24 protein-coding genes are annotated in these 21,210 nt (G+C 65.0%); 13 read left to right on the forward strand and 11 right to left on the reverse strand.

Features of this window, described 5'->3' with window-relative positions; translation table 11 throughout:
* Positions 1-70 precede the first annotated feature (70 nt).
* Complete coding sequence (locus Q7T45_RS21555; protein WP_304873510.1) at positions 71-1,759, forward strand: FAD-dependent oxidoreductase; 1,689 nt, start codon at positions 71-73, stop codon at positions 1,757-1,759.
* Positions 1,760-1,802: 43 nt separating this feature from the next.
* On the opposite strand, the gene hpaD is transcribed toward Q7T45_RS21555, so the two are convergent.
* From hpaD to Q7T45_RS21570, 3 genes are all read right to left on the reverse strand, one after another.
* The gene (gene hpaD, locus Q7T45_RS21560) at positions 1,803-2,657 is read right to left on the reverse strand and encodes a 3,4-dihydroxyphenylacetate 2,3-dioxygenase (protein ID WP_304873403.1); all 855 of its coding nucleotides are present in this window, start codon (positions 2,655-2,657) and stop codon (positions 1,803-1,805) included.
* A 31-nt stretch (positions 2,658-2,688) separates the two neighbouring features.
* On the reverse strand, positions 2,689-2,967 hold the full coding sequence (locus Q7T45_RS21565) for a helix-turn-helix domain-containing protein (RefSeq protein WP_304873406.1): 279 nt from the start codon (positions 2,965-2,967) through the stop codon (positions 2,689-2,691).
* Between the two features lie 117 nt (positions 2,968-3,084).
* Complete coding sequence (locus Q7T45_RS21570; protein WP_304873409.1) at positions 3,085-4,374, reverse strand: amidohydrolase/deacetylase family metallohydrolase; 1,290 nt, start codon at positions 4,372-4,374, stop codon at positions 3,085-3,087.
* A gap of 312 nt (positions 4,375-4,686) precedes the next feature.
* On the opposite strand from Q7T45_RS21570, the gene Q7T45_RS21575 reads away from it, so the two are divergent.
* Positions 4,687-4,920 (forward strand): hypothetical protein, encoded by a 234-nt coding sequence (locus Q7T45_RS21575; protein WP_304873411.1) that lies wholly within the window; start codon positions 4,687-4,689, stop codon positions 4,918-4,920.
* Positions 4,921-5,126: 206 nt separating this feature from the next.
* Here the strand turns inward: Q7T45_RS21575 and Q7T45_RS21580 are convergent, their stop codons facing one another.
* Positions 5,127-5,945 carry an aldo/keto reductase gene (locus Q7T45_RS21580; protein WP_304873414.1) on the reverse strand — a complete coding sequence of 273 codons (819 nt, stop codon included), beginning with the start codon at positions 5,943-5,945 and terminating at the stop codon, positions 5,127-5,129.
* Positions 5,946-6,117: 172 nt separating this feature from the next.
* Between Q7T45_RS21580 and Q7T45_RS21585 the strand changes: the two genes are divergently transcribed.
* Positions 6,118-6,246 (forward strand): hypothetical protein, encoded by a 129-nt coding sequence (locus Q7T45_RS21585; RefSeq protein ID WP_304873416.1) that lies wholly within the window; start codon positions 6,118-6,120, stop codon positions 6,244-6,246.
* Positions 6,247-6,277: 31 nt separating this feature from the next.
* Here Q7T45_RS21585 and Q7T45_RS21590 read toward each other — a convergent pair whose 3' ends face one another.
* The 7 genes from Q7T45_RS21590 to Q7T45_RS21620 form a co-directional block, all read right to left on the reverse strand.
* Complete coding sequence (locus tag Q7T45_RS21590) at positions 6,278-6,670, reverse strand: hypothetical protein (protein WP_304873418.1); 393 nt, start codon at positions 6,668-6,670, stop codon at positions 6,278-6,280.
* 125 nt (positions 6,671-6,795) lie between these two features.
* Complete coding sequence (locus Q7T45_RS21595; protein ID WP_304873420.1) at positions 6,796-7,632, reverse strand: energy transducer TonB; 837 nt, start codon at positions 7,630-7,632, stop codon at positions 6,796-6,798.
* A 15-nt stretch (positions 7,633-7,647) separates the two neighbouring features.
* Positions 7,648-8,100: a TonB system transport protein ExbD gene (gene exbD, locus Q7T45_RS21600; protein WP_304873422.1), complete on the reverse strand. Its 453-nt coding sequence runs from the start codon at positions 8,098-8,100 to the stop codon at positions 7,648-7,650.
* Positions 8,101-8,103: 3 nt separating this feature from the next.
* Positions 8,104-8,850 carry a tonB-system energizer ExbB gene (gene exbB, locus Q7T45_RS21605; protein WP_304873511.1) on the reverse strand — a complete coding sequence of 249 codons (747 nt, stop codon included), beginning with the start codon at positions 8,848-8,850 and terminating at the stop codon, positions 8,104-8,106.
* Positions 8,851-8,947: 97 nt separating this feature from the next.
* Positions 8,948-9,463, reverse strand: a complete 516-nt coding sequence (gene hutX / locus Q7T45_RS21610) for a heme utilization cystosolic carrier protein HutX (RefSeq protein ID WP_304873424.1) — start codon at positions 9,461-9,463, stop codon at positions 8,948-8,950.
* Positions 9,464-9,508: 45 nt separating this feature from the next.
* Positions 9,509-9,844, reverse strand: coding sequence for an antibiotic biosynthesis monooxygenase (locus Q7T45_RS21615; RefSeq protein ID WP_304873425.1), 336 nt, complete (start codon positions 9,842-9,844; stop codon positions 9,509-9,511).
* 139 nt (positions 9,845-9,983) lie between these two features.
* On the reverse strand, positions 9,984-12,341 hold the full coding sequence (locus Q7T45_RS21620; RefSeq protein ID WP_304873426.1) for a TonB-dependent hemoglobin/transferrin/lactoferrin family receptor: 2,358 nt from the start codon (positions 12,339-12,341) through the stop codon (positions 9,984-9,986).
* On the opposite strand from Q7T45_RS21620, the gene Q7T45_RS21625 reads away from it, so the two are divergent.
* The 10 genes from Q7T45_RS21625 to Q7T45_RS21670 all read left to right on the forward strand — a co-directional run bounded on the left by Q7T45_RS21625 (position 12,238) and on the right by Q7T45_RS21670 (position 21,201).
* Entirely contained in the window at positions 12,238-12,558 is a 321-nt protein-coding gene (locus tag Q7T45_RS21625; protein ID WP_304873521.1) for a hypothetical protein, read from the forward strand. The two genes, Q7T45_RS21620 and Q7T45_RS21625, sit on opposite strands and share 104 nt — an antisense overlap.
* Before the next feature lie 43 nt (positions 12,559-12,601).
* On the forward strand, positions 12,602-12,808 hold the full coding sequence (gene hemP, locus Q7T45_RS21630) for a hemin uptake protein HemP (RefSeq protein WP_370691333.1): 207 nt from the start codon (positions 12,602-12,604) through the stop codon (positions 12,806-12,808).
* An 8-nt stretch (positions 12,809-12,816) separates the two neighbouring features.
* Complete coding sequence (locus tag Q7T45_RS21635) at positions 12,817-13,785, forward strand: hemin ABC transporter substrate-binding protein (RefSeq protein ID WP_304873427.1); 969 nt, start codon at positions 12,817-12,819, stop codon at positions 13,783-13,785.
* Positions 13,782-14,789, forward strand: coding sequence for an iron ABC transporter permease (locus Q7T45_RS21640; RefSeq protein ID WP_304873428.1), 1,008 nt, complete (start codon positions 13,782-13,784; stop codon positions 14,787-14,789). The genes Q7T45_RS21635 and Q7T45_RS21640 overlap by 4 nt, the downstream gene beginning before the upstream one ends.
* Complete coding sequence (locus tag Q7T45_RS21645) at positions 14,786-15,592, forward strand: heme ABC transporter ATP-binding protein (protein ID WP_304873429.1); 807 nt, start codon at positions 14,786-14,788, stop codon at positions 15,590-15,592. Before Q7T45_RS21640 ends, Q7T45_RS21645 begins: the two co-directional genes overlap by 4 nt.
* Before the next feature lie 210 nt (positions 15,593-15,802).
* Positions 15,803-16,123 carry a helix-turn-helix domain-containing protein gene (locus Q7T45_RS21650; RefSeq protein ID WP_304873430.1) on the forward strand — a complete coding sequence of 107 codons (321 nt, stop codon included), beginning with the start codon at positions 15,803-15,805 and terminating at the stop codon, positions 16,121-16,123.
* Positions 16,120-18,138: a hydrogenase 4 subunit B gene (hyfB, locus tag Q7T45_RS21655; RefSeq protein ID WP_370691334.1), complete on the forward strand. Its 2,019-nt coding sequence runs from the start codon at positions 16,120-16,122 to the stop codon at positions 18,136-18,138. The genes Q7T45_RS21650 and hyfB overlap by 4 nt, the downstream gene beginning before the upstream one ends.
* Positions 18,129-19,085 (forward strand): respiratory chain complex I subunit 1 family protein, encoded by a 957-nt coding sequence (locus Q7T45_RS21660; RefSeq protein WP_304873431.1) that lies wholly within the window; start codon positions 18,129-18,131, stop codon positions 19,083-19,085. The genes hyfB and Q7T45_RS21660 overlap by 10 nt, the downstream gene beginning before the upstream one ends.
* Positions 19,086-19,090: 5 nt before the next feature.
* The gene (locus tag Q7T45_RS21665; protein ID WP_304740969.1) at positions 19,091-19,753 is read left to right on the forward strand and encodes a hydrogenase-4 component E; all 663 of its coding nucleotides are present in this window, start codon (positions 19,091-19,093) and stop codon (positions 19,751-19,753) included.
* The gene (locus Q7T45_RS21670) at positions 19,750-21,201 is read left to right on the forward strand and encodes a hydrogenase 4 subunit F (RefSeq protein ID WP_304873432.1); all 1,452 of its coding nucleotides are present in this window, start codon (positions 19,750-19,752) and stop codon (positions 21,199-21,201) included. Before Q7T45_RS21665 ends, Q7T45_RS21670 begins: the two co-directional genes overlap by 4 nt.
* Positions 21,202-21,210 lie beyond the last annotated feature (9 nt).

The following is a 21,210-nucleotide window of genomic DNA, read 5'->3' on the forward strand; positions in this document are numbered from 1 at the left end:
TGCCGGGCCGCCTGGAGCATCTATCCTCTTTCCGCCATTTTCTGGAATACTGCACAGGCGAGCATCGATTATGCACGATCATCCCGCAGCGACAAGCCAGCCGGTCAAGACGCGCGTCCTGATCGTCGGGGCAGGTCCCGTCGGCCTCACCCTGGCGATGGATCTGGCGCGCCGCGGCATTGCCGCTGTCGTCGTCGAAATCAGGAGCGCCGGGGAGCCACCAAGCGTGAAATGCAATCACGTTTCGTCACGCTCGATGGAAGTATTCCGCCGGCTCGGCGTGGCGCCACAGCTGCGCGATGCCGGCCTGCCGGCGGACTACCCGAACGACTGCGCCTATCGCACCACGACGACCGGCATCGAACTGTCGCGCATCCCCATCCCCTGCCGCCGCGATCGCTATACCGCCACGGACGGACCGGATACCGATTGGCCAACCGCGGAACCGCCGCACCGGATCAACCAGATCTACATGGAGCCGGTGCTGTTCGCGCATGCGACCGGCATCGACGGCCTGACCATCCTGAATCGGACGGCGTTCGAGGATTTCCATGAGACTGCCGACGGCATCGTCGCGACCGCGCGCAATCTCGACACCGACACGACCTTTCAGATCGATGCCGAGTTCATCGTCGGTTGCGACGGCGCGCGCTCCATCGTCCGCAAGATGATCGATGCCACGCTGCAGGGCACGCCCGTCATCCAGCGTGTCCAGTCGACCTATGTCCGCGCCCCCGCTTTGCTCGCCCTGATGGACGAGCCCGCCTGGATGACGCTGTCCCTCAATCCGCGGCGTTGCGGCACCGTGGTGGCGATTGACGGCCGTGAAAACTGGCTGATTCACAATCACCTCAATCGCGAGGAGGAGACCTTCGAGTCGGTCGACCGCGACCTGTCGATCCGCGCCATCCTCGGCGTCGGCCCCGATTTCGAATACAAAATCCTGAGCAAGGAAGACTGGGTCGGACGCCGGCTTGTCGCCGACCGGTTTCGCAAGGGACGCGCCTTCATTTGCGGCGATGCAGCGCATCTGTGGATGCCCTACGCCGGATACGGAATGAATGCAGGGATCGCCGACGCGACAAACCTGGCGTGGCTGCTGGCCGCTTGCCTGCAGGGCTGGGCGGACCCGGCCATCCTGAACGCGTATGAGGCCGAAAGGCTGCCCATCACCGAGCAGGTTTCCCGCTTTGCCATGGACATGGCCGGCAAGGTGCTGGGCCAGCGCCGGGCCGTGCCCGACGAAATCGAGCAGCCGGGCGCCGCTGGCGATGCCGTTCGCAGCCAGGTGGGACAGGCAGCCTATGATTTGAACGTGCAGCAATATTGCTGTGGCGGCCTCAACTTCGGCTATTTCTACGATCGCTCGCCGATCATCGCCTATGATGGCGCCGAGCCGCCGGCCTATACGATGGCCGACTTCACGCCATCGACCGTACCCGGTTGCCGGGTGCCGTTCTCGACCTTGCCGGACGGCCGCCCGGTCTACGACGCGCTCGGGCCGGGCTACACCCTGCTGCGGCTTGATTCAGACATCGTGATCGCACCTCTCATCGAAGCGATGCGCGACGGCGGGATTCCGGTCGAAGTGGTCGATGTACAAAGCGGCGATTCAAGGCATCTCTACGATCGCAAGCTGTTCCTTGTCCGAACCGACCAGCACGTGGCATGGCGCGGCGACGCCATTCCCGACAGGCTACAAGACCTCGTCGACACCTGGCGCGGCAGAACGAACCCTCGTTCGGCAGTCACGGGATAGACGGAATTGAACGCCGGCGCGCGGCCCGTGCGCCCGGTCCGGATCATGCGCCGACGTGAAACTCGACGTTGACCTGGCCGCTGCCGCTGGACGGAAAATAGTCGCACAACTGCTCGGCGGCGCCGTCAAAGCCGTCCCAGCCGAGCGCCGCGAACAGCATGATGGTGTCGGCCATGCCGCCCTCGCCGTTGCACTTGACGGCGTAGTCCGGGAGCATGTCGGTAAATTCGCGATAGCGGCGCTGCTGCCACAGTTCGAGTACGCGCAGGTCGACCTGACGGTTGAATTCGCTTGCCACCGAGGTCCAGGCCTCCGGCCCGAGTTTCCTGTTGGGCCACAGCCGGTGCGACAGCGATCCGCTGGCGAGCACGGCCACCCGCTCGCCGGACCGGTCGATGGCGCGCCGCGTCGCCTCGCCGAGAATGCGGCTCTCCTCCACCGAGGTGAACAGCGGCGTGGCGACCGAGACCACCTTGGCCCAGCCGTCGGGGTTCATGTAGTGCATCGGCACGATGGTGCCGTATTCCAGCCCGAGGCTCGCGACCTTGTGCGCGATCACGCCAAGCCCGGCCTCGCCGGCCTCCTTCGCGATTGCTTCGGCGAGCGCGGTATCTCCCGGCACGTCGTAGCCCAGATCCTGGATCATCTGCGGGGCTTCGTGGCTGGTGAACGAGCCGTGATGCCGCGGATTGGCGTTGATGTGGTAGCCGAAGTTGGAGAGCCAGTGCGTATCGAACACCACGAAGGTCGAGACGCTGCGCTCTCGCGCGCGGCGGCCAAGCTCGCGCAACGCCCGCACCGCGCTTTCGCGCGCCGACCTGAGCGGGCTGCCCTCGGCCTCCGACAGCATCAGCGACGGGACGTGGCTGACCTTGGCGGCAAGAACGAGCTGTCCCATCGGCGTCTTCTCCTGTTGGCGGCTGGGTTCGCTAGTTCACACGGATCGCATGGGCGATCCGCAGCAGCAGCACGATCGACACGTTGCCCTTGCCCGCCTCGATCTGGGCCAGGTAACGCTCGGAAATGCGGGAACGGCGGGCAAGCTCCCGACGCGACATGTTGCGGAGCATGCGCGTGTCGCGGACACGATCGCCGAGTTGGGCGAGAAATTCGCTTTCCGAATAGCCGGACGCTTCGCCCGACGCCGTCGCCTCGGCGGCAAAGCCGGCGGGTGTATCCGCCGCCATCCGGGTTGCGCAGTTTGCCACGATTCCAAGCCCTCGCAACTGGCATGGTCGCCAGCCGCCACGGCGCTTGCATTGATACAAATCAAATCGCCGTCCGGCCCCCCGCCCGCCCGGGGAAGCGGCCGGCTCTTCCGCGCCTTACCGCACTGCGAACGGCGCCTGATAGGGCCTGCCGAACGGCACGCCGTTGATCACGGTCTGCACCGGTTTGAGCAGCGCCTTGCCGTCGCGCTTGTTGTTGCGGGTATCGACGAACGAGGCCGGCCCCTCCACCAGTTCCATGACCGCGACGTCGGCGGGCGCCCCGATCTGCAGCGTGCCGAGCTTCGGCGCCCGGTTGATGATTTTGGCCGGCGTCGCCGTCGCCATCGTCACCACCTGCTCCAGCGAAAAGCCCAGCGCCATGAACTTGCTCATGACGTTCGGAAGGTACGGCATGCCCGGCGAATTGGCGGAATAGACGTGGATGTCGGACGAGATGACATCGGGCGCGCAGCCACCGGGAATCGCCACTTGGGCGACGGTGAAATCAAAGCTGCCACCGCCATGGCCGACATCGAACATCACACCGCGCTGCTTGGCGGCGAGCGCTGCCGGCAATAGCTTGCCGTCCTGCACGATGTTGGTGAAGACGCCCGCGATGTTCGGCGCACCGGAATAGGCGTGGGTCAGCACGTCGCCGGGCCGCAGCAGATCGAGTATCTGCGACATCAGCTCCTTGGTTTCGACGCCGCCGATATGCACCATCATCTTGGCCGGCCAGCCGCATTTCTCGCAGGCCTGGATCGCCCGCTTCAGCGGCTCCAGGCCGTGCTTGGCGATCACATTCTCCGACATCCGCACCTTGACCCCGAGCAGGAAATCCTGGTTTTCCGCCAGCGCCATGGCGCAGGCTTCCATCTGGGCGTGGTCGATATTGTAGAGTTCGGCGACCGGGAATCCTGACAGCCCATGATTGGCGATGTGGACGAATGCATAGATCCGCGTCCGCGACTGCGCCACGATGTAACGGCGCAACGCCGCGAGGTTGTTGACGCCGGCATCGCCGGCCGAAACCGTGGTGGTCGTGCACTGAAACTGCGCCAGTTCGTCGGCGGGAATCCCGATCGCCGAGCCATAGGGGTAAACGTGGCTGTGCAGGTCGATCAGGCCGGGCGTCACCAGTTTACCCGATGCGTCCAGCGTCTTCGCCGCGCGCGCGGCCGGAATCTCCGTCTCGATCGCCTCGATCATGCCCCAGCGAATACCGATATCGCGTTTTCCCCGCAGCGACTGGCTGGGATCGAGCACGTCGCCGCCCTTGATGACGAGGTCGAATTTGTCGTTCGGACCCATCGCGGCACTGGCCGAATTGGTGTAGCGCGGGGACAGCGCCGCGGCGGCCGCCCCGGTTAGCGCAAGGAAATTCCGGCGTGACAATGCGGTCATGGCAAACCTCCCCCTGATATTGTTTTTATCGGTGGATGATGCTCCGGACACAGGCGTTGCGCAAGCCACACCGGCAATGGGCATTCGCCCACGCCAGCCTCGATACTCAGTGGCCACTCGGCACATCGACCGGAGAGCCGCTGCGCGCGGACCGATTCCGCGGGTGCTGTCGCGAAAAGATCGATGCCCGTCGCAACGGATGCGCGCAACATGCGTTAACCGTGGCGGAATGGCTGTTCAGAACTCTCTTCGGGTTCCCCCGGAACATTCTTCGCGATGCGATGTTTTATTCCCGCTCAACCGGAGGAAAGCATGAAGAAATTTGCATTAATGATCGCGGCGCTCGCCACCATCTTCATGGCGGCACCGTCGTCGAATGCCGACGCGCAGACCGTCGTCATCAAGCGCGGCGGCCATCATCACGGCGGCTATCATCGCGGACACGGCGCCCGCGCCCAGATACACCGCCCCCATCGCGGCTATCACCGCGGCCGTGGCCATGGCAGCAAGGTCATCGTGATCAAGAAGCGCCATCATCACTATTGAGGCGAGACGACAATGGCCCCGCGAGGGGCCATTTTTCGTTAGCGATAAGGCAAACGACGAGCTCTTCCCTTCTCCCCTTGTGGGAGAAAGTGGCGCGGACGCAGTCCGCGCCGGATGAGGGGTTCTCGCGAACCCAAGAACCCCTCACCCGTCGCCTCACTTCGTGAGGCGCCACCCTCTCCCACAAGGGGAGAGGGTAAGAAACATCAATCCCACACCGGCGCGAAGCCGGGATTGACGCAGCGTCTGTCTTTCGGCAGCGCCGCGATGGCTTTCATGTCTTCATCATCAAGCCCGATATTCTGCGCGTCGAGATTGGCCTGCTGGCTTTCGGCGCGTGACGCTTTCGGGATCGCGGCGACGCCGTCCTGATCGAGCAGCCATTTCAGCGCCACCTGGGCTGCGCTGGCGCCATGCTTGCGGCCGATCGCCATCAGCGTCGGGTCCGACGCCACCCTGCCCTGCGCCAGCGGGCAATAGGCCACCAGCGGGATGGCTTTGGCGGCGAGATACTGGCGCAGCGGCGTCTGGTCGAGCATCACATGATATTCGACCTGGTTGCAGGCGATCGGCGCCTTGATGTCCTCGACCACGGTCTTGAGCAGCGCGAGGTTGAAATTGGCGACGCCGATGGCGCGGGTGAAGCCTTCCTGTTTCAGCATGGCCAGGGTTTCGAACATCGCCGGCAGGTTCATGCGCTTCGACGGCCAGTGCACGAGATAAAGATCGACGTGGTCGAGCTTCAGCTTCTTCAGGCTGGCGTCGAAGGCGTGGCGGATGCCATCCGGCGCGAGATTTTCATGCCAGACCTTGGTGGTGACGTGCAGGTCTTCCCGCGCCACACCGGAGGCGGCGATGGCATCGCCAATGGCTTCCTCGTTGCCGTACATTTCCGCGGTGTCGATATGCCGGTAGCCGAGGCCGAGCGCGCCTTCGACAGCCACGCGGCAGGCATCGCCCTGCAGGCGAAAGGTGCCGAGGCCAAGCCGCGGCAGGCGGATGCCCTGGGTTTGCAGATATTCCATGGAGTGCTCCTGACGACTTGAAACCGCCGGATCGGCAAGCCGCGATGCCGCTTGATGGAAGGGCGGTTTAGGGAAAGTCGGTTGAAGGATAATCTAGGACACCGGGCGCGCTGTTTGATAGCCTGCCCGCCAGCCAAACTGCAAATCGGGATCGGGTCGCATAGCAATGAGAATGGGCAACGCGCTACAACGATGGCTGGATTCCCACGGACTGCTTGCGATCGCCGCCGGCGTCCTCGGCGTGATCACGGTGCTGTCCGTGCTGCTGGTGCTCGCCGGCTATCTGTTCGTGGCGCCCTGATACGCGTGCGCCTGACCACGGCCAGGCCGGGTCACTTCCAGTTGCAGATGGCGCCTGACTTGCACGGCCACACCTGAATCCGCGTATCGGATGCCTGCGCATCGAGCGGGTTGCCGTGCCGCCGGGCCAATTTCGTGCGCGAGGCCCCGCGCGGTTTGTCCACAGTCTGATGCGCGACATGGGTTTTCGCCGGGATGCCGCGTGCGACACGGGCTGACGGCGCCGGGATGGCGCGTTCGGCGCGCGCCTCGATCCGGACCGGCGCGAATTGCGTGGCGGGTCCCAGTGGTTTTGGCGAAAGCACCGCCTTGGAGAGGTCGAGAGTGAGCAGCTCGCCCGGACGGTATTCGTCCGCGGCCGACATACCGCTCCATGCCACCAGCATGGCGCCGAGGATAGCAGCGAAAATCTTGTTCAGGCCCATGCGAGCCTCCTGAAATACCCGAAAAGAACCCTACACCCCATTTAGGAAGTGCGGCGGGTAAGTCCAGCCGTTATTGGCCGGCAAGGTTACCGGGCCGGTTCCCTTTTTCGGGAACAATTCGCGTGCTAGCGGACCGAAAACTGGATCGGCACGCTAAAACTCATCGAGGCCTGCTTCATATCGGGCGGGAACGCCGGGAACGGCTGAGCGCGGCGCACCATCGCCAGCGTCTCGGCATCGAGTGCCGCGTGGCCGGACGATCCCCCGAGCCCGCTCGACAATACCTGGCCGCTACGACTGAGGCTGAAACGCAGGCGCGAGACACCCTGCTGGCCGGCGGCCTTTGCCGCGGGCGGATATTGCTTGAAGCGCTGCAGATGCGCCGCGACCATCTGGTTATAGGAGGCTACCGCGGCAGCGCTCGCCCCCGCGCTGATGGCGGAAGCTGCCGGCGCCTGCCTTTCGGCCCGGGGCGTCGCGGTGGTGCGCGGCGCCGGCGGGGCCTCCGTCGGCTTCCTGGCTTCCTTGCGAACCGGCCTCGGTTTCTCCTGCACGGGCTTCGCGGGGTCCGGGACGATCCTGGCGGGCTCGGGTTTCGGCGGCGCCGGCTCCGGCTTCGCTTCGGGCGGCGCCTCGACTTCGGGTGTCAGTTGCGGCGGGGTCGCTTCGAGTTGTTCCCGCACCGTCTCCGGCGTCGCCTGCTCGACCGGCGGCGAGGCGTCGGCCGCCTGCATCTCGGGCCCCGGCGCGATATCCATCGGCGTCGGCTGCGGCGACGCCGTCACCGGCGCCATGTCCACCAGGATGGTCGGGATCATCACCCCCGGCGGCGGCCGCTGCGTGTACCAGGCCATGCCGAGCGCGATCAGCGCCGCATGCGCTGATACGATCAGGGTCGCGGAGGTGCCCCAGCGCAGCGCCCCGTTCGCGTCGGATGTGTCGTGCAGAACGAAAGCGTTCATGTCAGTTCTTGCCAATCAGCTTCGGCCGTCGAGGCCGACCAGCGCGATCTTGAGATAGCCGGCGTTGCGCAACAGGTTCATCACCTCCATCAGGTCGCCATAGCTGACGGCCTTGTCGGCGCGCAGGAAAATTCGTTCGTCTTTCCTGTTGCTGGTAGCGCTGTCGAGCGTGCCGGTCAGGGCATCGCGGGCGATGATGTCCTCGCCGACGGCCACCGTGAGGTCCGGCTTGACGGTGACGAACACCGGTTTGTCCGGCCGCGGCGCCGGCTCGATGGCGCTGGCCGGCAGCTCGACGCCGAGATCGACGGTGGCGAGCGGCGCCGCCACCATGAAGATGATCAGCAGCACCAGCATGACGTCGATGAACGGCGTGACGTTGATCTCGTGGACCTCGGCCAGATCGTCGTCGGTGCCGCGCTGGCGTCCGCCGAATCCTCCCGATGGGGTGCCAAATCGCGCGCCCATGATCTACTCCGCGGCCCGCGATAGGCGAAAGCCGCGGCGGTCGCCTTCCCTTGATATCAGCAGCATCACCTGCACCGAGGCGTCGCCGAGCAGCGCGCGGTAGGCCCCGATCGAGCGTCCGAGACGATTGTAGATCACGACCGCCGGAATCGCCGCGACCAGGCCGAGTGCGGTCGCCAGCAGCGCTTCGGCGATGCCCGGCGCCACCACCGCGAGATTCGTGGTCTTCGCTTCGGAGATGCCGATGAAGGCATTCATGATGCCCCACACCGTGCCGAACAGGCCGACGAAGGGGGCTGTGGCGCCGATGGTGGCGAGCACGCCGGTGCCGCGCGCGATCCGGCGCGACATCGCGGCCTCGACCCGCTCCAGCCGCAGCACGATGCGTTCCTTGAAGCCGTCGTCGGTCCCGCCGTCGGACAGGCTGGCCTCGCGCGCCGCGGACTGGATGATCTGCGCGACGGCGTCGCGGCCGTCGCGGCTGTCATGCCCGGCATCGGCCAGCAGGCGCTCGCTCTCGAGCTGGGCCAGCCTGCGCTTCGCGATCGATGTCGCGCGGCTGATCTCGATGGTCTTGGCCAGCCATACCGTCCAGGTGATCAGCGACGCCACGGCCAGCCCGGCCATGACCGCCTGCACCACGATATCCGCATTCACGAACATGCCCCACGGCGACAGGTTGCGCGGCAGCAGCACTTTATCGGTGGCAGCGACGCCCGCGCCGGGCAGCGAGGCTGCGCCGAACGCCATCAGGGCGACGGCTTTCCGGACCCGGCCGATGGTGGTGTCGATCGTGGTTGGCTGCATGGGGCTGCTCCGCGAATGAGGCTGCGGCCTGGTTGGGCCTTCAGGCGATGGCGGGCGCGGCGATCTGCTCGGCCAGCGCCCTGAACCGTTCGAGCTGGTCCTGCCGCAACGCCCGGGTCTCGTCGCGTCCGACGAACACCTTGAACATGACGCCGCCATCGACATTGAGGAATGCGATGAACGCCGAGGACTTGCCCATGAACGGCCGCTCGACAAAGGCGACCGCGCCGCAGCGATCGTGCCGGAAGTGGCCGTGCAGGCCTTTCGGCTGCATCAGGTTGAAATAGCCGCGGCTTATTTCGCCGGCCGGGATCGCGCCGGTGAATTCGAAGATCGCGTCGTCGGTGTGCACGATCAGCGTCACCTCGCCCCATTGCGCAACGTCCTGCATCGCGGCAACGAACGCGTCGCCGCGGCCGATCCGCACCATTTCCGCGGGCAGCGCCTCGATCACGGCGCGGGGCGCGATTTTTCGCTCCCGCGCCACGTCCTCGATGACCGCACCCGGATTCTGCGCCATATGCGCCCTGAGGTCGGCGAGCTCCGTGCTCAACATGGTCAACTCCTTGTGCTGGTCAATTTATTGTATCAGTCGCAGGGCTCAGGCCGCTGCGCTCGCTTTGCGCTCGCTCTGGATCACCTCGAACCCCTCGAATTTGGGGTGGCCGAGATAGACGCTTTCGCCGGTCTTGTTGTCGGCGCGGGCATGGGCGCGGCGGAATTCATCCGACCTGGTCCAGGCTTCGAACGCGGCCTTGTCGGCCCAGGTCGTGTGCGTCGAATACAGCGTATGGTCGTCGGCCACCGGACCCTTGAGGAGATGAAACTCGACGAAGCCGGCCATACTGCCGAGATAGGATTCGCGGGTCGCCCAGATCGTCTCGAAGGCCTTTTCGGAGCCGATCTTCACCTGGAAACGGTTCATTGCGATAAACATCAAGACTCTCCTGCTGTGGGGCATCATCGCCCGATGGAACGAATGGGGTTGGTCGGCGAAACCAAAACGCGCCGAGGCCGCGCTGGGGACATCAGCGCGGCGCCGGAGCGATCAGTTCTGAAATTTCAGTCCGTCCGATTCATGCTCCGCCAAAATGAACTTTCAGTCCGGCCTTGTAGACCGTGCCGGGACCGGGGCTCGAGAACAGCACGTCGTTCTGCGTGGTGCCGTCGGTCGAGGATCCCGGGATCGCATAGGGCCGGTAGTACTGGTTCAACAGATTGTCGACCGACGCAGTGAAGACGATGTCCTTGGTCGCCTGCCAGCTCAGGTACAGGTTGACCAGTTCGTATCCCGTCGACGGCAGATAGCCTGTCGGCAGGTCGTTGTTGGCGCCGAACGACGACCATTGCGCCGACAGCACCAGCGTGCGGTCGAGCAGCCTGACACCGCCCGTGGTCGTCACCTTGCGCGGCGTGATGGTGGCCAGGCCGACATTGGTCTGTGTGTTCTTGCCGCGGATCAGGTGGCCGGCGACGCCGACGAACCAGGTGCCCGCATCGTACATCGTCTCGGCTTCGAAGCCCTCGATCCTGGCATGGGCAATGTTCTGGTACTGGTAGTGCCTGGAGTACGAAACGAACGGCGGCACCGGTTCCGGCGCCGAGGCGACCAGATCGATATAATCGTCGACATCGTTACGGAACACGTTGAACTTGCCGCGGAAGCTGTCGCCAGTCGTGAACACATCGTTGTACTTCAGGTTAAGTCCCGCTTCCTTGTTCTTGCCGACCTCGGGGCGCAGGTTCGGATTGGGCAGGAAGCAGAACAGTCCGCTGCTACCGTCCGCGCAGGTAAAGAAATTCGGCCCCCCACCGGTGGCGTGCGCACCGGCGATCAGCGTCTCCGTGATCGAGGGGGCGCGATAGCCTTCGGCATAGCTGATATAGGGTGTGAAGCCTGCCACCGGCGTCACGCCGACGGTGATCTTCGGCGAGAAACGATCGCCGCCCGTCGATACGGTTGCCGAATCCAGATCGTAACGGTCGTAGCGGATCGCGCTGACGACTTCGAGCCAGGTCGAATAGTTGTTCTTCAACTGGACGAAGCCGCCGGAAACCGTGCGCAAGCCGCCCGGCGTGGTGATATTCGAATTGCCGCGGCTGTCGCTGGTCTTGACGTCATCCTGAAACGCATCGACGCCGTAGGTCAGGGCATTGCGCCAATCGCCGACATTGAAGCGGGTGGTATTGTTGACATCGATCCCGATGGTGTCGAGCACGTAGCCGCGCCTGTCGCCGACGCAGCCCGAGATATTGTTGCCGAAATTGCCCGCCCCGCACAGCGCCGCGCCGGCGGTGCTGCTGTGATAGGTCTTGACCTGATTGTTCTCGGTGCGATTGCCGTACAGCGTGGCGTTCCAGTCGAACCACATATCGTCCGGCCTGGAGTATTTCCAGGTCAGCGTGCCGGTATAGTTCCTGGTATCGGACGCATAGACCGACGAACCCTGATACAGCGCGCGCTGTGCCGCCGTCAGCACCGGGCCGCGGTTGAACTGCCCGATGTCGTACTGGTAGTCCTGAAACACCGTGCCGAACTTGATCTCATGGCCTTCGGCGGGACGCACCGTCAGCTTCATCAGGCCGCCGGCGATTTCGTTGCCGGTGTTGCCGATTTCGGTGCCATTGCCATCCTTGTAGTTGGATTGTTTGCGATAGACCACGCCACCGAATATATCGACGTTCGGATCGGCGCGAACGCCTGCGAACACCGAGCCCAGCCAGCGATCCTTGTTGGTGCCATAGGAGCCGGTCATGTCCACGCCCCAGCGTTCGCCGGGGCGAAGCGCGTCATTGATATCCTTGGTGCGGAACGAGACTACGCCGCCGATCGCGCCCGAGCCGTAGATGTTGGCGGTTGGGCCGCGCACGATATCGACGCCACCAACCAGTTCCGGATCGAGGAAGAACGAGCCGTTGGCGTTGTGCCCGGAGCGCTGATAGTTCTGCCGCGCGCCGTCGACCACCACGGCAACGCGGCCGAAATCCTGCAAGCCGCGAATATTGATCGCGGTCGCCGGATCGTCGCCGCGATCCTGGAACGACACGCCGGGCACGTTGTAGAAAATATCCGCCAGCCGCTTCGGCTGCAGCCCCTGGATCTGTTCGAGCGTCACGACGCTGACCGGAGCCAGCGCATCGATGGCGCGCTCTTCGGTCTTCGAGGCGGCGACCGTGATGGTGTCGAGCGACTGCACCGGCGTCCCGCCGATCTGGGCGCGCGCGTTCAGGACCGGCGCTGGCGCGACCTGCACATTCTGCGGCTTCGGCTGGCGCCTGGACTGTCTCTGCGCTTGTTTTTGCCGATCCGGGGAACGGCCGGCGCCATCCGTGGCTGCAGCCTGGGCGAAACCAGCATCCGCAAAACCCAACGACAATGAAAATATCGACGCGCCCAAAATCAAGGCGCGCGAACGCCCAGCCCTGTCAGCCATCATAACCCCAACCCTGTTTTATCTGTTGTGGGCTCGGCTGGCGGGCGCCGCATCCGAATGCAGCTGCTTGCTGGCTACCAATTCGAGGCGCGGGCACCCCGCCCGCATCTCGCCATCATTGGTTACGGGCCGGCGTCTGCACGGTCAAGAAAAAGACTGCGCAGTTTATATCGATTGTAAATTGCAACAGTTGGATTGCGGTTCGATCGACCTGTAAGACTGCAGCTCCCATCGGCTGGTGCAAAGGTGCAAGCAACGAAATGTCCGCAGCTTCTCGAGACGATATGGAGCGCGGGGGCCAGCATGCCGTCACCACCTCTCCCGCGACGCGATCCCTGACCATCACCGGCAATCGACTGGACAGCCGCGATCTGTTTTCGGGCGACCGCGAGATCATCATTGCGCATGGCGAGGACGCCTACCGTCTGCGGCTGACGTCCCAGAACAAACTGATCCTGACCAAGTGAGACCGGCAATGAGCTTTTGTCGCAATCATATGCTTCCGGTGATCCGGTCCGTGGTCGTGGCCTGTTGTCTCGCGAGCGGCGGCACCGCCCTCGCCGCCGGCGTCACGGTGCACGACGCGCGCGACCGCGACGTGACCATTGAAAATTCGGCGCGCATCGTATCGATCGGCGGCGCCATCACCGAAATTCTCTACGCGCTGGGCTTTGAAGACCGCCTCGCCGGTGTCGACGCGACCAGCCTGTTTCCGACCGCCGCGCTGCGCGACAAGCCCAATGTCGGCTACATGCGGCAGCTTTCGGCGGAAGGCGTGCTCGGTCTCAATCCCTCGCTGGTGCTGGCGATGCAGGGGTCCGGCCCGAAGGAAACCATGGACGTGCTGGAGGCGGCGAAAGTGCCGCTGGTGCTGGTGCCGGAAATCATTTCGGAACAAGGGCTGCTCGACAAGATCAGGCTGATCGGCCACGCCATGGGCGCGGATGCGCGCGCGACCTGTCTCACCACCGCCGTGTCGAGCGATCTGACACAATTGCGCGAGCTTCGTGCCAAGGTGACAAAACCGGTGCGGGTGATGTTCGTGATATCGCTGCTGAGCGGCCGCGCGATGGTCGCCGGGCGCAGGACCGCCGCCGACGAGATCATCAGGCTGTCAGGCGGCGTCAACGCGATCGACGGCTATGACGGCTACAAGATGATCAACGACGAGGCGATCGTCGCGGCCAGGCCCGACGTGGTGCTGTCGATCCAGCGCGGCAAGGATTCGGTGGAGGACGAAGCCGTGTTTGCCCATCCGGCCTTCGCGATGACCCCGGTCGTGGCCAACAAGGCCTTCATCTCGATGGACGGGCTCTATCTGCTCGGTTTCGGACCGCGCACCGCAGCAGCCGCGCGCGATCTGTCGGTCAAGCTCTATCCGGCGCTGGCGCCGCAAGCCGAAGCCTTTGCGCCTGCCGCGCTCACGGCCAATTGCCGGCAATGACCGTGCTTGCGGGAGCCGCCCTCGTCGCGCTGACGGTGGGTGCCGCGGGCATTCCGCTCGGCCGGCTCCCCGCGGCCCTCGGCTTCTGGCCGGAGCACCCGGTTGGTCCGCTGGCGTCGCGCGACCAGCTGGTGCTGTGGTCGATCCGGATTCCGAGAATAGCCGCGGCCGCCATGGTCGGCGCCCTGCTCGCGGTGTCCGGCGCCATCATGCAGGGCCTGTTTCGCAATCCGCTGGCCGATCCGGCGCTGGTCGGCGTGTCCTCCGGCGGCGCATTCTTTGCCGCCGCCGCGATCGTGTTCACCGACAGCCGGCTCGGCGAAAGCCTTCGCTTCATGCAGAATGAATTGCTGCCGCTGGCGGCGTTCGCAGGCTCGCTGGCGACCACCGTGATCCTCTATGCCATCGCCAGCCGCGCCGGCCGTACCTCGATCGCGATTTTCCTGCTCGCGGGCCTTGCGATCGCCGCCATCGCCAATGCCGGCATCGGCCTTCTGGTGTTCGTCGCCGACGATCGCCAGTTGCGCGACATCACGTTCTGGCTGCTGGGATCGCTGAGCGGCGCGACCTGGACCAAGGCTACCACCATCGCGCCGGTGCTGGCGCTCGGTCTGATGGCGTGCCTGTGGATCGCGCGCGGGCTCGATGTGCTGGTGCTCGGCGAAGCCGAAGCCTTTCACAGCGGCGTCGACGTCGAGCGGCTGAAGCGAATCTCGATCGTGCTGGTCTCGGCGATGACCGGCGTCGCGGTCTCGATCTGCGGCGTGGTGGGGTTTGTCGGCATCGTGGTGCCGCATCTGCTGCGGCTGGTGATCGGACCGGCGCACCGGCTGCTGCTGCCGGCCTCCGCTTTGCTCGGCGCCACCCTGCTGGTCGGCGCCGACACGCTGGCCCGCACCATCGTGGCGCCCGCCGAAATGCCGATCGGCATTCTGACCGCGGCGATCGGCGCGCCGTTCTTTCTCGTGATGCTGCTGCGCCAGCGCGGGCTGGTGGCGCTGTGACCGCCCTGCTCGAGGCCCGCGCGGTTTCGATGGATATCGGCGGCGCGACGCTGGTCGAAAATGTCGACCTGCGCGTCGAGGCCGGCGAGACGGTCGCCATCGTCGGGCCGAACGGCGCCGGCAAGTCGACGCTGCTGCGGCTGATCTCCGGCGACCTGCGCGCCAGCAGCGGCGCGGTGCGGCTGAAGCAGCGCGATCTGCCCAGCTACCCGTCGCATCAACTTGCCCTGCATCGCGCGATGCTGTCGCAACATGTCAGCGTCAGCTTTCCCTTTACGGTGGAAGAGATCGTCCACATGGGTGCCGGCGACCATGGCAGCGCGTTCGCCCGGCCGCTGGTCGACGCCGCCTTGCACGAGGTCGGCCTGGAAGAATTCCGCCATCGCAAGCTGCCGACACTATCGGGGGGCGAACAGCAGCGCGCGCACTTTGCCCGCGTGCTGGTTCAGCTCGCTTGCGGCGAGGCCGTGCATGGACCCGGCCTGCTACTGTTGGACGAACCGACCTCGAGCCTCGATTTGCGTCACCAGATCGACCTGGTGGAGACCGCGCGGCGCCGCGCGGCCAACGGCACCGCCGTCGTCGCGATCCTGCACGATCTCAACCTCGCGGTCCGCTTCGCCGACCGGATCGTCGTGCTGCACCGGGGCGCGAAGGTGGCCGACGACATCCCCGAGCGAACGGTGACCGATGATTTGATCCGGACGGTGTTCGAGATCGAGGTCAGGGTGCAGCGGCATTCCGACGGCACGCCGCTGCTGCTGCCGCAACTGATGACGGCCATCGGCTCGCGCGCGAGCTAAAATCCCTCAACGCCAGGCTTCCGCTTCCGTCCGGCCGCCGCATCGGACCGGCACGACATCGCCAGCTTCGCGGCGCGGTTGCCGGATCACCCCGAAGGCATTCCTTAGAATAGATATCCTAAACATCATTTGTTGACACTTTAACATCATTAGTTATGATGCAATGGTGACGTTTGATATCGGCTGAAGTCCCGGCAGCGAGGCAAGGGGATGATCACAGCGGCGCAATTGCGGGCTGCCAGGGTGTTGCTCGGCATCGATCAACGCCAGCTCGCAGAGCTGTCCGGGCTTTCCGCGCCCACCATTCAGCGCATGGAGGCCAGCGAATCGATGGTCCGGGGCAATGTCGATTCGCTGGTAAAGCTGATTACGGCGCTCGAAGGCGCCGGCATCGAGTTGATCGACGAAGGGGCGGTCAGCAATGCCGGGGGACGCGGGGTGCGGCTGAAGGTCAATTCCGGATCGTCACGGACCTATCTGGACCATCAGATCGAGACCAAGGCATCGAGCGGAACGAGGGCGCGCAGATGATGTCGGCGGTCGCTCTGCAAATGGCTTGTGTTGCCGGATTGCTTGGCCTGGCAATTCTGGCGATCGCATTGAGCCGCAGCAAGATCGCGACCGCGGTCATCTACACCATCACTCTGATCATTTGCCTCGCCGCCCTGGCGGGGTCGCTGCGCTGGCTGCTCGGCGGCCCGGCCGATGCCACCGGCCTGATCCTGCCGATCGGATTGCCGTGGCTCGGCGCGCATTTCCGCATGGATGCGCTGGCGGCGTTCTTCCTTGTCGTGGTCAATCTCGGCGGCGCAGCGGCCAGCCTCTATGGCCTCGGCTACGGCCGCCACGAATCGTCGCCGCACCGCGTGCTGCCGTTCTTCCCCGCCTTCCTCGCCGGCATGAACCTGGTGGTGCTGGCCGATGACGCGTTTTCCTATCTGCTGTGCTGGGAATTCATGTCGCTGGCTTCCTGGGCGCTCGTCATGGCGCACCACCGCGAGGCTGGCAACGCCCGGGCGGGGTACATCTATCTGGTGATGGCGAGTTTTGGGACGCTGGCCCTGCTGCTGGCATTCGGCCTGTTGGCGGGGCCAACCGGAGACTACGGCTTCGCCGCCATCCGCAACACGCCGCATACGCCGTACGTGGCAGCTTTGGTGCTGATCCTGATGCTGATCGGCGCCGGCTCGAAGGCCGGCCTGGTGCCGCTGCACGTCTGGCTGCCGCTGGCCCACCCGGCGGCGCCGAGCCACGTCTCGGCGCTGATGAGCGGCGTCATGACCAAGGTCGCGATCTACGGTTTCATCCGCGTCGTGTTCGATCTGCTGGGCCAGCCGAGCTGGCCGGCCAGTGTGATCGTGCTCGGCCTCGGCAGCATCACCGCCGTGATGGGCATCCTCTATGCCATGATGGAAACCGACCTGAAGCGCCTCCTGGCCTACAGCACCATCGAAAACGTCGGCATCATCTTTGTCAGCCTCGGGCTTGCGCTGGCGTTTCAGGCCAACGGCCAGAAGCTGCCGGCGGCGCTCGCCTTCACCGCCGCACTGTTTCACGTGCTCAACCACTCGTTCTTCAAGAGCCTGCTGTTCTTCGGCGCCGGCGCCGTGCTGACCTCGACCGGTGAGCGCGACATGGACAAGCTCGGCGGCCTGATCCACCGCATGCCGCTGACCAGCTTCGTCGTGCTGATCGGCTGCGTCGCGATCTCGGCGCTGCCGCCGTTCAACGGCTTCGTTTCGGAATGGCTTATTTTCCAGGCCGTGCTGCAAAGCCCGGAGTTGCCGCAATGGGCGCTGAAGATCATGGTGCCCGCGGTCGGCGCAATGCTGGCGCTGGCGGCGGCGCTGGCCGCGGCGTGCTTCGTCAAGGTGTTCGGCGTGACCTTCCTCGGCCGGCCGCGCAGCCCGGCGGCGGAAACCGCCGTCGAGGTCGACCGCATCTCGCTGGCGGCGATGTTCATCCTCGCCACGCTTTGCCTGCTGGCCGGAATCCTGCCGGGACCGGTGATGGACGCGCTCTCACCTGTTGCCGTCGAAATCCTCGGCGGCCGCCTGCCGGTGCAGGCCCATGTACCCTGGCTGTCGATCGTGCCCGTCAGCGAAAGCCGCGGCTCCTATAACGGATTGCTGGTGATGGTGTTCATCGCGATCTCCGCCTCGCTGGCGGTCTACTTCATCCACCGCTTCGCCTCGCATGCGCTGCGCCGCGGCCCGGCCTGGGGCTGCGGTTTTGACGATGCCGTTCCTGCCGCGCAGTATTCCGGCGGCAGCTTCGCGCAGCCGATCCGCCGGGTGTTCGGCACGCTCTTGTTCCACGCCCGCGACCATGTCGACATGCCGGCTCCCGGCGATACCAGGCCGGCGCGGCTTCGGATCGAATTGCACGATCTGGTCTGGGAGAGACTGTATCAACCGGTCAGCGGCGCGGTCGGGTTCTCCGCCGACCGGCTCAACGCCCTCCAGTTCCTGACCATCCGGCGCTACCTCAGCCTGGTGTTCGCCACCCTCGTCACCCTGCTTCTGGTGCTCGCGATATGGTCGTGATCTCGGACATCATCGTGCAGGGACTGCAGATGCTGCTGGTGCTGCTGATGGCGCCGCTGCTGACCGGCTTCGTGCGCAAGATCAAGGCGCGGCTGCTGCGCCGCCAGGGCGCCTCGATGTTTCAGCCGTACCGCGACCTGTTGCGGCTGCTCCGCAAGGAGGTGGTGCTGGCCGACAACGCCTCGTGGCTGTTCCGCGTCACGCCCTATGTGACCTTCGCGGCGATCTGGGTCGCCGCCGCGCTGGTGCCCACCTTTGCCACCGGCCTGGTGTTCAATTGGACCGCCGACCTGATTGCCATCGTGGCCCTGCTGGGAAGCGCACGCTTCTTTCTGGCGCTGGCGGGCATGGACGTCGGCACCAGTTTCGGCGGCATCGGCTCCAGCCGCGAGGTCATGATCGCCGCACTGGCGGAGCCGGCGATGCTGCTGATCGTGTTCTGCATGGCGCTGGTCGCCGGCTCGACGCAGTTGTCGACCGTCGCCAACTTCATGGCCTCGTCCTATGTCGGGCTGCGGGTGTCGCTGGGCATGGCGGTCATCGCGCTGATCATGGTGGCGCTGGCCGAGAATGCGCGCATCCCGGTCGACAATCCGGCCACCCACCTCGAACTCACCATGGTGCATGAGGCGATGGTGCTGGAGTATTCCGGACGCCATCTGGCGATGATCGAATTCGGCGCGTTTCTCAAGCTGCTGCTCTATGTCTCGCTGATCGCCTGCGTGTTCTTCCCTTTCAACATCGCTCTGTTCGGCACCGGAGCGCTGGCCTACGCGACCGGCGCCGCCGCCTATGTCGTCAAGCTCGCGGTCGCCGGTTTGCTGCTGGCGCTGTTCGAGACCGCCACGGCGAAGATGCGGGTGTTTCGCGTTCCGCAGTTTCTCGGCGCGGCCCTGATGCTGGGCCTGCTCGGGACGCTCCTGCTGTTCGTGTCAAGGAGCTTCTGATGCAGATGCACAGCCTCGCCTTCGACGTCTCGCATACGCTGGCCGGCGGCCTCGTGCTGATCAGCTTCATGATGCTGTACCAGGACCGGCTCTATTCGCTGCTCAACGTGTTCGCCCTGCATGCCCTGGTGCTGGCGCTGTCCGTCGCGTGGCAGGCCTACATCCAGGACGCGCCGCATCTCTACGTCACCGCTGTCATCGCGCTGGTGTTCAAGGCGATCGTGATTCCGGTCGGGCTGCACCGCATCGTCAAGCAGCTCGGCATTCACCGCGACATCGAGTCGGCGGTGGGAATCGGCATGACCATGCTGGCCGGAATGGGCCTGGTCGCGCTCTCGATGGTGTTGATGCTGCGGGTGACCGCCGACGCCGATCCGCTGGCGCGCGAGGATCTCGCCTTCGCGCTGTCGGTGGTGCTGCTGGGGTTGCTCGTCATGGTGACGCGCCGCAACGCCGTCAGTCAGGTGGTCGGGTTCATGTCGCTCGAGAACGGGCTGGTGCTGGCGGCGACCGGCGCCAAGGGCATGCCGCTGGTGGTCGAGATCAGCGTGGCGTTCTCGATCCTGATCGCGTTCATCGTCATCGGCATCTTCCTGTTCCGGATCCGCGAACGCTTCGATTCCGTCGACGTCTCCGCCCTCGACGACTTCCGGGGCGAGCGGCGATGAATCTCGGTTCCTTCAATCCCGTCTCGGCCGTCCTGCTGATCCCGATCGGCGCTGCGGCATTGCTGGCCGTGCTGCCCGGCTACCGGTTGACCGCGCGCCTCAACGTGGTCGCCAGTCTGGCGACTTTTCTCGCCGCACTTTCCTTGTTCGCGATCGACCGCCCGCCGCCCGGTCCCTACGTGCTGGTCGACGACCTCAACATCGTGTTCATCGTACTCAACACCTTCGTCGGTTTCACCACCAGCATCTTCTCAGCCAGCTACATCGCCCACGAACTCGATACCGGCCGGCTGACCCCGGCGTACTTACGTTTCTACCACGCCATGTACCAGATCATGATGTTCGGCATGAACCTCGCGTTCGTATCGAACAATATCGGGTTGATGTGGGTCGCGGTGGAGATCGCCACCCTGTCCACGGTGCTGATGGTCGGCATCTATCGCACCCATGCCGCGCTGGAAGCGGCGTGGAAATATTTCATCCTCGGCAGCGTCGGCATCGCGCTCGCTCTGTTCGGCACCATCCTGGTCTACATGGCGGCGCGACCGGTGGTCGGCGAAGGCCAGGACGGCATGATCTGGACGCTGCTGATCGAGCATGCCGCACAATTCGACCCGGCCTTGCTCAACGTCGCCTTCGTCTTCCTGTTTCTCGGCTACGGCACCAAGATTGGCCTGGCGCCGCTGCATGCCTGGCTGCCCGACGCCCATGCCGAAGGTCCGACGCCGATCTCGGCGGTGCTGTCCGGACTGCTGCTGAACGTCGCGCTCTATGCGCTGCTGCGCTTCAAGATCCTGCTCGCCGCCAATCCGGAGGCGATCGCGCCCGGCCCGCTGATGGTGACGATGGGGCTGGTCTCGGTGGTGTTCGCGGCGTTCATGCTGTACCGGCGGCGCGACATCAAGCGGCTGTTCGCCTATTCCTCGATCGAGCACATGGGCATCATCGTCTTTGCCTTCGGCATGGGCGGCCCGCTCGCCAATTTTGCCGGACTGCTGCACATGGTGATGCACAGCCTGACCAAGTCGGCGATCTTCTTTGCCGTCGGCCATATTTCGCAGATCAAGGGCACGCAGCGGATCAACCGGATCCGCGGCCTGACGGTGACCCATCCGGCGCTCGGCTGGGGGCTGGTGGTCGGCGTCGCCGCGATCGCCGGATTGCCGCCGCTCGGCATCTTCATGAGCGAGTTTCTGGTGGTGACCTCCACCTTTGCGCGGCAGCCGCTGCTGGCAATCGTGCTGGTGTTCGGGATCCTGCTGGCGTTCGGCGCCTTGCTGCTGCGGCTGACCAGCGTCGCATTCGGCCGGCCGCGCGGAAGCACGGCATCAGCCGAAGCTTCCTACGTTCCGATGTTCGCCCATCTCGCGCTGGTGCTGGGCGCGGGCATCTATCTTCCCGCGCCGCTCGTGCTCTGGTTCCAGAATGTCGCCCGCCTGCTTGGATAGTCCAAAGGA

This window comes from Bradyrhizobium sp., assembly GCF_030646015.1.
Lineage (GTDB): Bacteria > Pseudomonadota > Alphaproteobacteria > Rhizobiales > Xanthobacteraceae > Bradyrhizobium.